General features: G+C 74.2%; 7 protein-coding genes. All 7 read left to right on the top strand.

Annotated features, from left to right (window positions below):
* Window positions 1-189: 189 nt before the first annotated feature.
* The 7 genes from ACTWOL_RS32540 (at window position 190) to ACTWOL_RS32570 (ending at window position 15059) form a co-directional block, all read left to right on the top strand.
* A complete protein-coding gene (locus tag ACTWOL_RS32540) occupies window positions 190-4920 on the top strand; it encodes an amino acid adenylation domain-containing protein (RefSeq protein WP_474300447.1) in 4731 nt (1576 codons plus the stop codon).
* A 59-nt stretch (window positions 4921-4979) separates the two neighbouring features.
* Window positions 4980-9512, top strand: coding sequence for an amino acid adenylation domain-containing protein (locus ACTWOL_RS32545; RefSeq protein ID WP_474300448.1), 4533 nt, complete (start codon window positions 4980-4982; stop codon window positions 9510-9512).
* Between the two features lie 278 nt (window positions 9513-9790).
* Window positions 9791-11644 (top strand): non-ribosomal peptide synthetase, encoded by a 1854-nt coding sequence (locus tag ACTWOL_RS32550; protein WP_474300449.1) that lies wholly within the window; start codon window positions 9791-9793, stop codon window positions 11642-11644.
* Window positions 11641-12492, top strand: a complete 852-nt coding sequence (locus tag ACTWOL_RS32555) for a thioesterase II family protein (protein WP_474300450.1) — start codon at window positions 11641-11643, stop codon at window positions 12490-12492. Before ACTWOL_RS32550 ends, ACTWOL_RS32555 begins: the two co-directional genes overlap by 4 nt.
* Complete coding sequence (locus tag ACTWOL_RS32560; protein WP_474300451.1) at window positions 12492-13679, top strand: cytochrome P450; 1188 nt, start codon at window positions 12492-12494, stop codon at window positions 13677-13679. The genes ACTWOL_RS32555 and ACTWOL_RS32560 overlap by 1 nt, the downstream gene beginning before the upstream one ends.
* Window positions 13680-13839: 160 nt before the next feature.
* Entirely contained in the window at window positions 13840-14052 is a 213-nt protein-coding gene (locus tag ACTWOL_RS32565; protein ID WP_474300452.1) for an MbtH family protein, read from the top strand.
* Window positions 14049-15059 (top strand): TauD/TfdA family dioxygenase, encoded by a 1011-nt coding sequence (locus ACTWOL_RS32570; RefSeq protein ID WP_474300453.1) that lies wholly within the window; start codon window positions 14049-14051, stop codon window positions 15057-15059. The genes ACTWOL_RS32565 and ACTWOL_RS32570 overlap by 4 nt, the downstream gene beginning before the upstream one ends.
* The last annotated feature ends 8 nt before the right edge of the window (window positions 15060-15067 follow it).

Raw genomic sequence — 15067 nt, forward strand, 5'->3', positions numbered from 1 at the left:
CCGAGGCGCCTGTATGCGCCCCGGCGTGCTGCTTTGTCCGGCACAAACGCAGAATATTCAAGCGGCAGTTGAAACTGCCGATGGTCTTCCGCGCAATCTGCCGATCGGCCCGGAAATGCCGCCATATCGTCGAGACCACTACCCGCAGCGTCGTTAATTCATCGGGGTTGGATGATGGAATCTCGCGGTTTGCCCTTCATATCCGTCGCACGCCGGTTCCCGGACCGCCCGGCCCTACGGCTCGGTTCCCGGACCGTCGCCTACCGGGAGCTGGACGAGCTGAGCGGAGCCCTCGCCGCCCGGATCGCTCCCGGACGGACGGTGGCCGTCACCGGCCGGGACCGGCTCGACCACGTGGTCGGCCTGCTCGCCGCCCTCCGCGCCGGTGCCATCTGTCTGCCGCTGGACCGGGAGGCACCCGAGGAGCTGGGCCGCTGGATCCGTGAGGACGCCGGCGCCACCCTCGCCTACACCGACGGCGAACTCGTCGAGGCCGACGACCCAGGTCCTGTCCCTGACCTCGCCCGACCCGCGAGTGTTCCGCACCGGGACCGGCACGGCCGTGAGTCCGCCGCGGGCTACCTCATCTACACCTCCGGCACCACCGGCCGACCCAAGGGCGTGCACGTCCCGCTCGCCGCGCTGACCGGCCATCTGGCCGCCGCCGTCGAGCGCTTCGGCCTCACCGAGGACGACGTGGTGCTGCACTTCGCCCGCCCGACCGTGGACGTGGCCGTCGAACAGGTACTCACCGCCCTCTCGGCCGGCGCCTGCATCCTCGTACCCGAGCAGCAACTGCTCGCCCCAGCCGCCCTGCTGGAACTGCTGGACGCCGAGGGTGTCACCGTGGCCAACCTCGCCGCCGGCTACTTCCAGGAGGTGGTGGCCGCGCTGCGCGGGGACGGCATCCCGCCGCGCACCCTCCGTCTGATGATCTCCGGCAGCGACCGGCTCTACCCGGACACCGCAGCCGGCTGGTGGGCCGCCACCGGTGTGCCGCTGCTCAACGCCTACGGGCCGACCGAGACCGTCGTCACCGCCACCGTCCACGAACTGGCGGGCCCGGACGCGGGGGAGCGCGACACGGTCCCGATCGGCCGCCCCCTCGGCGACCGCCGTGCGTACGTGCTGGACGACCGGCTGCGGCCGGTGGCACCCGGCACGGCCGGCGAACTGTACATCGGCGGGCCGCTGCTGGCCTCCGGCTACCACGGCCGCCCGGGCATGACGGCCGGCCGGTTCGTCGCGGACCCCTTCACAGCGGAGCCGGGCGCCCGGATGTACCGCACCGGTGACATGGTCCGGCCGTCCGGTACGCAGGGCGAGCTGGAGTTCGTCGGCCGCGCGGACCACCAGGTGAAGGTCCGCGGCTTCCGGGTCGAGCCCGGCGAGATCGAGCAGGTGCTGACCGGCCACCCGGGCATCGCCGCAGCGGTCGTGGTCGCGCACGAGGGCCGACTCGCCGCGTACGTGACCGGTACCACCCCCGACGCCGCCGAACTGCGCGCCTATCTGGCCGAGCGGCTCCCCGAGCACATGGTCCCGGCTACCGTCACCCCCCTGGACACCTTCCCGCTGACCACCGGCGGCAAGGTGGACCGGGCGGCGCTGCCCGAGCCCCAGGCCGCGCCCGCCGCGCCCCCCGGCACCCGCCGCCCGCCGCGCACCCCCGCCGAGCAGCTGATCGCCGCCGTCTGGGCGGACGTGCTCGGGGTACCCGAAGTCTGCGCCGACGACAACTTCTTCCACCTGGGCGGGGATTCCCTCACCGCGGTGCGCGTGGTCGGCCGGGTCTTCGACGTGTTCGGCATGGTCTCCCCCTACACCATCTTCGACGCGCCGACCCTCGCCGAGTTCGCCGCCGCGGTCACAGCGGCCTCGGACGGCGGCGAGCGCCCGGCGCTGAACCGGACCGGTGCCACCGAGGCACCGCTCGCGAACTTCCAGCGCGGGCTCTGGTTCCTGGACCAGTGGAACCCGGGCGCGCCGACCTACACCGTGCCCTGGGTGTTCCGCTTCGCGGGGCCGGTCGACCCGGAGCTGCTCCGCCGGGCCCTGGCCGGTGTGGTCGACCGGCACGAGGCGCTGCGCACCACCTTCGAGCTGGGCGAGGACGGCCCCCGGCAGGTCGTCCGCCCTTCCGTGGAGCTGCCGTTCACCGTCGTGGAGACCACATCCGACGCCGTGGACGAACTGCTCGCCGAGGCCGCGCTGGTGCCCTTCGACCTGGAGACCGGACCACTCGTCCGCGCCCACCTCTACCGCACCGGCGGGACGTCCACCCTGCTGCTGCTCTGCCACCACATCGTCTGGGACGAGGGGTCGCTCCCGGTCCTGGAGGCCGAACTGGCCGCCCTGTACGAGTCCCTGGCCACCGGCCGCCCCGCCGGGCTTCCCGAACTCCCGGTCCAGTACGCCGACTACAGCACCTGGCAGTCCCAGGACGCCACCGCCGAACGACAGCTCGACTACTGGCGCGAGCACCTGCGCGACGCGCCCACCGAGCCCGCCCTCCCCACCGACCGCCCCCGCCCCGAACTGCAGGCGTTCCGCGGCGCGTTCCACCGCTTCGCGATGCCCCGTCCGGTCGCCGAGGCGGTCCGGGCACTGGCCCGCAGCGAGGACGCGACGCCGTTCATGGTGCTGCTGGCCGGGCTCGCGCTCACCCTGCACCGGCGGACCGGCCGGCGCGACCTGGTGCTCGGCTCCCCGGTGAGCGTGCGCGGACGGGCCGAACTCGACGCGCTGATCGGCTACTTCGTCAATCTGCTGCCACTGCGCGTGCGGCTCGACGAGGGGATGGACTTCCGTGAGCTGGTCCGGCACGTCCGTGAGGTCGCGATCGGCGGCTACCGCCACCAGGAGGCGCCGTTCGACGCCATCGCGGACGCCGCCATGGAGCAGCGCCCCGACGACCGTACCGAGGACCGCAACCCGCTCTGCCAGGTGCTGCTGGAACTGCACCCGCTCGACACCCGCCCGCTGACCGTCGGCGGCACCGAGGTCACCCGCGAGCTGCACTCCAACCCGGTCTCCCGCTTCGACCTGTCGATCTCCGTCGACGACCGGGGCACCGACTTCACCGGCCGCTTCGAGTACGACTCCGACCTGTTCGACCCCGCCACCATGGCCGAGCTGTGCGAGGCCTGGCTCGGCACCCTCGCCGCCGCCGTCGAGGCGCCCGTGCACACCCTGTTCGAGGACCGGGCCGCCCGGGGCCCGCACGCCCTCGCCCTGGTCTGCGGCGAGGAGCGCCTCGGCTACGGCGCCCTGAACGAGCGGGCGAACCGGCTCGCCCACCACCTCGGCGGTCTGGGCATCGGCCGCGGCGACACCGTCGCCGTCCTGGTCGAGCGCGGACCCGACCTGGTGGTCGCCCTGCTCGCCGCGCTGAAGGCCGGCGCCGCCTACACCCTGCTCGACCCGGACTTCCCGGCCGAGCGGCTGGCCGGAGCGGTCGCCGACAGCGGCGCCGCCCTGCTGATCACCCACCGCGACGCGAGCCCGCCGTTCCCGGTCGCCCGCCACCTCGACCTGGACGCCGCGGCCGCCGCCGTCGCGGCCTGCCCCGGCCACGACCCGGGCCTGCCGGTCACCGGCACCGACCTCGCCTGCGTGATGTTCACCTCCGGCTCCACCGGCCGCCCCAAAGGCGTCGCCGTCCCGCACCGCGCCCTCACCACCACCTACCTCGGCCAGGACTACGCCCGCTTCGGGCCCGACGAGGTCTGGCTCCAGTGCTCCCCGGTGTCCTGGGACGCCTTCGCCCTGGAGCTGTACGGCGCGCTGGCCTTCGGAGGAGTCTGCGTGCTCCAGCCCGGCCAGCGGCCCGACCCGGGGGCCGTCGCCGAACTCACCCGCCGGCACGGTGTCACCCAGCTCCAGCTCTCCGCCAGCCTGTTCAACTTCCTTCTGGAGGAGCTCCCGGAGACCTACGACAACCTCAGGGTGGCCTTCACCGCCGGCGAGCGGGCCTCCGTCACCCATGTCGGCAAAGCGATCGAGCAGTGGCCGGACCTGGTCGTCGCCAACGGCTACGGCCCCGTCGAAAGCCTCGGCCTCACCACCTGCCACCGCGCCACCCGGGAGGACGCCGCCGGCGCCTCCATCCCGATCGGCCACCCGCTGCACGGCAAGGCGATCCACGTCCTCGACGCGCAGCTGCGTCCCGTCCCGGACGGAACCACCGGTGAGCTGTACGCGGCCGGAGGCGGGCTGGCCCTCGGCTACGTCGGCCGGCCCGGGCTGACCGCGGAGCGGTTCGTCGCCTCCCCGTTCGGCGCGCCGGGCGAGCGGGTCTACCGCACCGGCGACCTCGGCCACCGGACGGCGGAAGGGGTGCTGGAGATCACCGGCCGGATCGACGACCAGGTGAAGATCCGCGGCTTCCGGGTCGAGCCCGGGGAGATCGAGGACGCGCTCACCCGCCACCCGTCGGTGCGTGAGGCCGTCGTCACCGTCCACGAGCCCGCCCCCGGCGACCACCGGCTCGCCGCTTACGTCACCACCGCCGCCGGAGCGCCGGTGCCCGACCCGGACGCGCTGCACGACCACCTGGCAGGGCTCCTACCCGAGCACATGGTGCCCGCCACGTACGACGTACTGGACGCGCTGCCGCTGAACTCCAACGGAAAGGCCGACCGCCGGGCCCTGCCCGCCCCGGCCGAACGCCCCGGGGCCGCCCCTGCCGACCCCTTGACCCCGGAGGAGCGGCTGGTGGCCGACGCCGTCCGCGCCGTCCTGAGGCTGGCCGGCGACCTCGGTCCCGACGCCGACTTCTTCCGGCTCGGGGGCAACTCGCTGGCCGCGGTACGGGTCGCCATGCGGCTCTCCCAGCAGAGCGGCACCCGGGTCCCGCCGCAGGTGGTCTTCCGCGGCCGGACGGTCGGCGCCATCGCCGAACGGCTGGTCTCGCGATGACGGGGCACCCAGGACCGCCACCCCGCCAGCCCACCCACCCGACCGAAGGGAACGAGGCCGTGAGCCCGTCCGCCGACCTGCCCGCCGCGCCGCCGACCACCCCGCCGGCCGACCGGCCCGCCACCCCGTCGTCCGACCCGGCGGCCGTGCCGCCCGCCGGCCTGATCCGTACCGCGCCGGTCTCGGGTCTCCAGCGCGGCCTCTGGTTCCTCGACCGGTGGAACCCGCACGCCGCCACCTACACCACCCCCTGGACGTACGACGTCACCGGCCCGCTCGATCTCGCGCTGCTCCAAGGGGCGCTGGACGGTGTGGCCGCCCGGCACGAGGCGCTGCGCACCACCTTCGCCCTGCACCCCGACGGTCCCCGCCAGTACATCCACCGCACCCTGGCCATGCCGCTCGCCGTCACCGATCTCCGCGAGCTGCCCGAATCCCAACGGGCCGATCGTGCCGAGCAATTGATCGCCGAACGGGCCGCCGTGCCGTTCGACCTGACCGTAGGACCGCTGCTGCGCGCCGAGGCGTACCGGCTCTCCGACGAGCGCACCATTCTCCTGTTCGTGGTCCACCACATCGTCTGGGACGGCTGGTCGGCCGAGCTCTTCGATCGCGAACTGACCGAGCTCTACTCGGCGTTGAGTGAACACCGGGAGCCCGTACTGCCTGCGCTGCCCACCCAGTACGCCGACTGGGCGGAGGAGGAGCGGCACACCTCCTACGAGGAACACCTCGCGTACTGGAAGCAGAACCTCGACGGTGCCCCCAGCCTGCTGGAGCTGCCCGGCGACCGGCCGCGTCCCGCCGAGAGCAGCCGGCTCGGCGCGACCGAGCCGTTCGAGCTCGCCCCCGGCACCGCGGCCCGGGTCCGGGCGCTCGCCGAACAGGAGGGCGTCACCCCGTTCACCGTCCAGCTCGCGGCCTTCGCCGTGCTGATGGGCCGCTGGACCGGTGCCGACGACCTGCTCGTCGGCACCCCGGTCACCACCCGCGACCGTCCCGAACTCGCCGACCTGCTCGGCTACTTCGTCAACCTGCTGCCGATACGCGTCCGGCTCGCCCCCGGCGCCACCTTCCGCGGGCTGCTCGCCGACGTACAGGACAGTGCCTTCGACGCGTTCGGCTACCTCGACGTCCCCTTCGACCAGCTGGTCGACATGCTCGGCGCCACCCGCACCCCGCAGCACCCGCCGCTGGTCCAGGTGGTGTTCGGCGCCCACGGCGAGGACCGGACGCCGTTCGCGCTCGGCGCCGCCACCGCCGAGCGCGCCGTCCGCTCCAACGGCACCAGCAAGTTCGACCTCACCTGGTCCGTCTTCGAAGGCACCGACGGCGGCGAACTGCGCGGCGAAGCCGAGTACAACAGCGACCTCTTCGACGCCGGCACCGTGCGCCGGCTCGCCGCCGACTACGCCGCCCTGGTGGACGCCGCCCTCGCCGACCCGGACGCCACCGTGCTCCGGCTCACCTCCGCCGGGCCACCGCACCGCCCCGCCCGGCTCGCCCCGGGCCACTGCCTGCACCACCTCTTCGAGCGGGCCGCCGACGCCCACGGCGACCGGCCCGCCGTGAGCGACCAGGACGGTACCCTCGGCTACGCCGAACTCGACCGCCGGGCCAACCGGTTGGCCCACACCCTGCTCGCCCGAGGGGTGCGCCCCGGCGACCGGGTCGGCCTGCTGCTGGAGCGCACCGCCGCCGTGCCGGTCGCGATCCTGGCCGTGCTCAAGGCGGGCGCGGCCTATGTGCCGGTCGACCTCGCCGCCCCGGCCGACCGGGCGGCCCTGGTCTTCGCCGACACCGACGTCACCGTGGTTATCACCGACCGGCCCGACCGCGCCCCGGACGGGCCCTGGGGGACCCTCGACCTCGCCGCCCGGGCCGAGGAGATCGCCGCCCACCCGGCCGTCCGGCCCTCCCTCGCCGGCCGCCCCGGCGATATCGCCTACCTCATCTTCACCTCCGGTTCCACCGGCCGTCCCAAGGGTGTCGCCGTCGCCCACGAGCACGTCAGCCGCCTCCTCGACTCCGGCCGGGACCACTTCGGCTTCGGCCCGGAGACCGTCTGGACGCTGTTCCACAGCTATGCCTTCGACTGGACGGTCTGGGAGCTCTGGGGCGCCCTGTTGCACGGCGCCCGCCTGGTCGTCGTCCCTCACCTCACCAGCCGCTCGCCCGACGGGTTCGCCGGTCTGCTCGAGGCGGAACGGGTCACCCATCTCTGCCTCACCCCCTCGGCGCTGCGTCAGCTCGAACCGGCGCTGCGCCGCCACCCGCGGGCCCTGCCCGCCCTGCGGTGGATCATGCTCGGCGGCGAGGCCCTCGACCCCGGCGTGGTCCAGCGCTGGCACGACCTCGACCCGCAGCCGCCCGCCCGGCTCTGCAACCTCTACGGCATCACCGAGACCACGGTCCACGTCACCGTCCACGATGTCGCCGAGGGCGGCGCGGGCTTCGAACGCAGCCTGGTCGGCGAACCCATGCCGCACCTCACCGCGCTCGTCCTGGACGACTGGCTGCGCCCCTGCCGACCCGGCGTCCCCGGCGAGCTGTACATCGGCGGCGGCAGCCTCGCGCACGGCTACTGGGGCCGCCCCGGCCTCACCGCCGGCCGTTTCGTCGCCGACCCGTACGGCCCGCCCGGCGCCCGGCTCTACCGGACCGGCGACGTCGCCAGGCGACTGCCCGACGGCGGGCTGGAGTACGTCGGCCGGGCGGACTTCCAGGTGAAGCTGCGCGGTTTCCGGATCGAGCTCGGCGAGATCGAGAACGCCGTCGCCGCCCACCCCGAGGTGGACGCCTGCGTGGTCACCGTGCACGAGGACCGGCTCGCCGCGTACATCACCGGGCGCTCCCCGTCCGGGCCCCGGGACCTGAGGGACTTCCTCGGCCGCTCGCTGCCCGAGTACATGATCCCGGCGAGCGTCACCGTGCTGGACGCGCTGCCGCTCACCGTCAACGGCAAGGCCGACCGCGCGGCGCTGCCCGCCCCCGACCGGGCCGCATCCACTCCCGCGGGCCGGCACGTCGAGCCGCGCACACCGGAGGAGGAGCTGTTCGCCGGTGTCTGGACGCAGGTGCTCGGGGTCGGCGGGATCGGTGTCCACGACGACTTCTTCCACCTCGGCGGGGACTCCATCCGCGCCGTCCAGCTGGCCGGCGCCCTGCACGACCGGGGCTGGCAGGTGTCCCTGCGGGACGTGTTCAACGCGCCCACCGTCGCCGAACTACTGCCGCTGGCACACCCGGTGGCCACCGCTCCCGCAGCTGACCGGCCGTTCGCGCTGATCGCCGACGAGGACCGGGCCGAGCTGCCGCCCGGGATCACCGACGCCTACCCGATGGTCTCGATGCAGCTCTCGATGGTCTTCCACATGGAGGTGGCGGGCGGCACCGACAGCTACCACAACGTCAACTCCTACCGGATCACCGGCGCTCTCGACGAGGCCGCGTTCCGCCGCTCGGTCGAGGAGGCGATGGCCCGGCACGCCGTGCTGCGCACCGGCCTCGACCTCTCCGGCTACGGGGAACCGCTCCAGCTGGTGCACGGCACGCTGCCCGTGCCGGTCGGGTTCGCGGACCTGCGCACGGCGCCGGAAGAGGAGCAGGACCAGCGGATACGTACCGTCTTCGAAGACCACCGGGACCGGCCCTTCGACCTCGCCGAACCTCCGCTCTTCCGGATCACCGTCCAGCGGCTGGCCGACGACGCCTTCCAGCTCACCATCTCCGAGCACCACGCCATCCTCGACGGCTGGAGCTTCACCTCGCTGCTCACCGAGATCCTCGAACGGCACACCGCGCTCGCCGCCGATCCCGCCTCCGCGCCCGTCCCGCCGCCGCGCACCGCCTTCCGGGACTTCGTCGCCGTGGAACGCGCGGCTGCCACCGACCAGGAGTCCCTGGCGTACTGGCAACGGCGGCTCGACGGCGTCACCGGCGGGCTCTGGCCCGGCAGCGAGGACGTCCACGAGCTGCCGCGCACGGTGGAACGGGTGCTGCCCGACGCCCCGGGGCAGCTGCGCGCGGTCGCCGACGCGCTCGCCGTCCCGGTCAAGTCGGTCGCGCTCGCCGCCCATCTGCACGCCCTCGCCCGGATCACCGGGCGCCGCAGGGTCACCACCGGGCTGGCCATGAACGGCCGGCTGGAACGGCTCGGCGGTACCGAGGTGTACGGACTGTTCCTCAACACCGTCCCGCTGGTCGCCGAGCCGGACGAGGACCTGGCAGCCCTGGTGCGGCACGTGCACCGGGAGGAGCTGGACATGATGCCGCACCGCCGGGTGCCGTTCGCCCGGCTGGCCCGGATGATGGCCGGCACCGCGCTCGACAGCCAGTTCGGCTATCTGCGGTTCCACGCGCTGGGCCGGCTCAGCGCGGCCCGGATCGAGGACAGCCGGATCGGCTGCGAGCCGACCCTGCGGCACGAGCCCAACAGCTTCGCCTTCGGCGCCTCGCTGATCCAGGACCCGGTCTCGCATCGCGTGCTGCTGGCCGTCGACCATCAGCGCGCGGTGGTGGACGACGCCACGGCCGAGGAATTCATCGACGCCTACGCGAAGGCGCTGGCGCGACTGGCCGCCGACGTCTGACGCGCTGCCGGGCCCCCGCCGCCGGTCGCGGGCTGCCGGGCCCCCGCCGACGCCGGATGTGCCGCCGGTCGCGCGCTGCCATGTCATCCCGGCCGTGCGCCGATATCCGACGCGCCGCCGGTCACGTCATCCCGGCCACGTGCTGTGAGCCGCGTCCGTGCGGCAGGCCGGGACGGTATCGGCCACCGAGCCCGGCGCCTTCCCGACGCGGCACCCACCCATCGTGATCCACCCATCGTGATCCATCCATTTCACCGACCACCGAGGAGTGCCCTCGCATGACCACCCTGGCCCAACCGTCCACCTCCACCTCCACCTCCGTTCCCGGCCCCGCCCCCACGCCCGCCGCCGACCTGCTGTCCCGTCTGCGCGCCGCCGTCGCCGCCCACCCCGGGCGGTCCGCCGTGCACGCCGTCGACGGCAGCCTCGACTTCGCCGCCCTGGACCGCCGCACGGCCGCCCTGGCCCGCGCCCTGCGGGCGCACGGCGTCCGGCGCGGCGACCGGGTCGGCATCCACCTCGCCCGCACCGCCGACCTGCCGGTCGCGCTGCTCGCCACCTGGCGGGCCGGCGCCGCGTACGTCCCGCTCGACCCGGCGTACCCGGCCGAGCGGATCGCGTTCATGGCCGCCGACGCCCGCCTCGCCGCCGTGGTCAGTGCCGACGCCGCGCCACCCGTTCCGGACGGCGTACCGGTGCTCCGCCCGGACGCCGCCGCCCCGGCCGGCCCGGACACCGACGACCAGGCGGCCGATGCCGTCCCGCACCCGCTCGACTCCGCCTACGTCATCTACACCTCCGGCTCCACCGGCCGTCCCAAGGGCGTGGAGGTCCCGCACGGCGCCGTCGCCGACCTCGCCGCCGCACTGGAACTCAGCGGCGCCTACCGCCCGGAGCCGGGCGTCGTCGCCTGGAACGCCAGCGTCTCCTTCGACGCCTCCGTCCAGCAGTGGATCCGGATCTGCCGGGGCGACACCCTGGTGGTGATCGACGACGCCCGGCGAGCCGAACCGGTGCGCCTCGCGCAGCTGCTCGCCGAACACGGTGTCACCGACCTCGACCTGACCCCCTCGCACTGGCAGCTGCTCCGCGAGGCGCTGTCCGGCGCCCGGGTCCCGCGGCTGTTCCTGGGCGGCGAGCCCGTGCCCGCCCGGACCTGGGGTGAACTGGCCGACGGCGGCATCGACGCGCTCAACCTGTACGGGCCCACCGAGTGCACCGTCGACGCGATCACCACCCCGATCACCGGCCCCGGCCCCCACCTGGGCGAGCCGCTGCCCGGCGTCCGCGCCTACCTCCTGGACGGCCGGCTCGACCCCGTGACGGCCGCAGGCGCGGCCGGCGAGCTGTACCTCGCCGGGCCCTGCCTGGCGCACGGCTACCCGGGCCACCCGGGCCTGACCGCGGGCCGGTTCCTCGCGGACCCGTTCGCGCCGGAACCGGGCGCCCGGATGTACCGCACCGGAGACCAGGCCCGCCGCTCCGCCGATGGCCTCCTGGAGTACGTCGGCCGGGTCGACCGCCAGGTCAAGCTGCGCGGCTTCCGGATCGAGCCCGGCGAGGTCGAGCACGCGCTGGGCGCCTTGGCCGGGGTGACCGCCGCCGCGGTCACCGTGCACGAGGCCGCGCCCGGGGACCACCGGCTGGCCGGCTATGTGACCGGCACGGCCGTCCGCCCCGCCGATCTGCTGGCCGAGCTGCGCCGCACCCTGCCCGCCCATCTGGTGCCGGCCACGGTGACCGTGCTGGACGCCCTGCCCCTCACCCCGAACGGCAAGGTCGACCACCATGCCCTGCCCGCCCCGGCGGCGGGCGCCGCCGCACCCGGAGCGGCCTCCGAGCCGCACGCGGCAGCGGGAGTGGACGAGCAGGTCGCCGAGGTCTGGCGCACCGTGCTCGGTGTGCCCGGCGTCGAGCCGACCGACGACTTCCTCTCCCTCGGCGGCCACTCCCTCGCCGCCCTGCGCGTCGTCCATCTGCTGCGCCGCAAGCTCAACGTCGAGCTCCAGCTCCGCCATCTGCTGGACGCCGCCGACCTGGCGGACTTCACCGCCGCCGTCCGGCGCGCCACAGAGGCCGGGCCCGCCCCCGCCCGCCCCACCCTCACCGCCCGCCGGGCGGCCGTCCGATGACGATCCCGACCACCACCCCGACCACCACCCCGACCACCACGCTGAGCACTCCCACCGCGAGGACCGCCCGCCCCCGGGCCGAGGGCGACTGGCTGCTCGTCCCCGTGCCCCAACCCCACCGCCCTGTCCGGCTGTTCTGCTTCCCGCACGCCGGCGGCGATGCCACCGCGTACACCCCGCTGGCCCGCGCCCTGGCCCCCGTCGCCGAGGTCTGGGCGCTGCGCCCGCCGGCCCGGGGCGGCCGCAGCCGGCACCCGATGCCCCCCGACTTCGACGCCCTGGTCGCCGCCGTCACCGACGCACTGACCCCGCACCTGACCGGCGGCGACGGCGGCCGGTTCGGCTTCTACGGACAGAGCTTCGGCGCCCTGCTCGCCTACGAGGTCGCCCGCGCGCTGCCCGCCGACCGCCGCCCCGAGCTGGTGGTCACGGTCGGTGCGCCTGCCCCCGCCGAGTGGACCGCGCGCGAGTCCCGGGACCTGGACGCGGCCGAACTCCTCAGGCTCACCGGCCTGGAAGAGCTGGTCCGGGCCGATCCTGACCTGGTCGAGCTCGCCCTCGGAGCCATCCGTACCGACCTCGCCGTCAGCGCCACCTATCGCCACCGCCCGCATGCGCCCATCGGTTCCGCACTCCACGCACTGGCCGGAGCCGACGACCCGATGCCGGCCACCACCGGCCTCACCGGCTGGGCCGCCCACACCCGTGGCGCCTTCACCCACCGCGTCGTCCCCGGCGGACATCTGCTCGCCACCGTCGACCGGCCCGGCCCGGTCGATCTCCTGACCTCGCTTCTGGCGGACCGTCAGACGTCCGTCCCGTCCCCCACCGCACGCAGGGAGCTGTGATGCCGACCACCACCACCGCCGTCGACCTCACCGACCCGGGCCTGTGGGCCCGGCCCGACACCCCGGAGCTGGTCGCCGAACTGCGCCGCGAGGCACCCGTCCACCTCACCGACACCGCCGACGACGGCCCCGTCTGGTCGGTGCTCACCTACCGGGAGTCGGCGGACGTACTGCGCAACGCGGCCGTGTTCAGCTCGGAGTCCGGCTCGCTGCTCGGCTCGGGGGAGGGCAAGGTGCCGGTCGGCTCGGGCCGGATGATGGCCCTCACCGATCCGCCCCGCCACCGCGAACTGCGGGCCCCCGCCAACCCGTTCTTCTCCAAGGGCGGGGTGCGCGGTGCCGCCCGCTCGATCGCCGAACGGGCCGGCGAGCTCTTCGACCGGGCCGTCGAACAGGGCGAGGTGGATCTCGTCGACGTGGTCTCCGCGCTCCCGCTCGCGGTCATGTGCGACCTGCTGGACGTCCCCGAGAAGGACCGGGACATGGTGGTCCGGGTCTGCGACGTGGCCTTCCTCGGCCGCACCCCGGAAGAACGCCGGGCCGGGCACCAGCAGTTGATCCCCTACCTGCTGCACCAGGTGATGCTGCGCCGCTCCGATCCGCGTGACGACCTCATCTCCATGATGGCCACGTACAAGGTCGGCGGGAGACTGCTGCCGGTCGAGGACGTGGTGCTCAACCTGGACAACATCGTCGTGGGCGGCGTCCAGACCGTCCGCCACACGGCCGCCATGGGGTTCCACACCCTGGTCCAGCGTCCCGACCTCTGGCGGAAGTTGCAGCAGGGCGAGGTGTCCATGGACTCCGCCGTGGACGAGCTCCTGCGCTGGACCTCGGTGGGCCTGCACACGCTGCGCACCGCCACCCGGGACATCGAGCTGGGCGGACGGCAGATCCACCGCGGCGACCGGGTCGCGGTCTGGGTGTGGTCAGCCGACCGGGACCCGGAGGCCTTCGAGCAGCCCGAGGAGATCCGGCTCGACCGTTCGCCCAACAAACACCTCGCGCTGGGCCTGGGTGCCCACTACTGCATCGGTGCCCCGCTGGCCAAGGCGGAGCTGAGCGCGCTGTACTCGGCCGCGCTGGAGAAGGCGGCCCGCATCGAGCCGACCGGGCCGGTCCGCCACAACCGCTCGATCATCAACTTCGGGCTGGACCACTTCCCGGTCCGCCTCATCCCCCGTTAGGCCCGCCCGCTCGCCTCCGGGCGCGGGCACCGCGACCGCGGACCGCCCTCCGGCAGCGCCGAACTGCCGCTCACCTGCCGGAGCTTGTGCCGCTCGCGCCGATTCGGCGCCCCTACCTTCGAATCACACCCCAGTGCACCTCTCACCTACGGAGACCACCATGAGCAACCCGTTCGAGGACGACAACTCCGGCTACCTGGTCCTGGTCAACCACGAGAACCAGCACTCGCTCTGGCCGGTCTGGATCGACGTGCCGGCCGGCTGGACCACCGTCCACGGCGAGGCCACCCGCCAGGAGTGCCTCGACTGGATCGAGGCCAACTGGACCGACATCCGCCCGGCGAGCCTGCTCGCCACCCTCGACCAGCGATGAGCGCCGCAATGCCGACCTGGGAGCTGAACCCCGGCCGCCCGGCCCTCGCCCAGGTGCCGGCCACCGCAGGAATCGCCGAGGCCTGCGAGTGGCTGCGGGAGCACGAGGCCGCGCTGACCGCCGCCCTGCACGAGCACGGCACGATCTTTCTGCGCGGGCTGCCGGTGGCGCAGAGCGCGGACGTCGCCGCCGTCCGCGACGTCCTGATCCCCGAGCCCACCCCGTACCGGGAGAAGGCCACTCCGCGCAGCGACTTCGGCGACGGCGTCTTCTCGTCCACCGATCTGCCGCCCGCCCAGTCGATCCGGATGCACAACGAGAACAGCTACACGCTGACCTTCCCCGGCCGGCTGCTCTTCGCCTGCCTGACCGCCCCGGAAGCGGGCGGGGCCACCCCGACCGCCGACGTCCGCAAGGTCCTCGCCGGGCTCCCGGACCACCTGGCGCGGCGGGGCCGGTCCTCCGGCTGGACGCTCACCCGTACCTACTCGGACTACCTCTCGCTCGGCTGGCGCACCGCCTTCGGCACCGAGGAGCGCGCCGGCGTCGAGCGCTACTGCCGGGAGAACGGCATCGCCTGGGAGTGGCAGCCGGACGGCAACCTCCGTACCAGCCAGCTGCGTTCGGCCACCATCCACCATCCCCACACCGGCGAGGAGGTCTGGTTCAACCACCTGGCCTTCTGGAACGAGTGGTCGCTCGACCCGGACATCCGCGAGGCCATGGTCGACGAGTTCGGCCCCGACGGCCTGCCGTTCAACACCGGCTTCGGCGATGGCGATCCGCTCTCCCGCGAGGACGTGGACGCCCTCAACGCGGCCTACGACGCCGCCACCGTCCGCGAGCCCTGGCAGACCGGCGATGTGATGCTCGTCGACAACGTGCTCTGCGCGCACGGCCGCGACCCGTTCCGCGGCGACCGGAAGATCGCCGTCGCGATGGGCCGCCCCGTGGACCTCCTGTACTGCCGGCCCACGGTGCGCCCCACCACCGCAGTCGCCGTCTGAGGCAACCC

This window comes from Micromonospora sp. IBHARD003 (genome assembly GCF_056106285.1).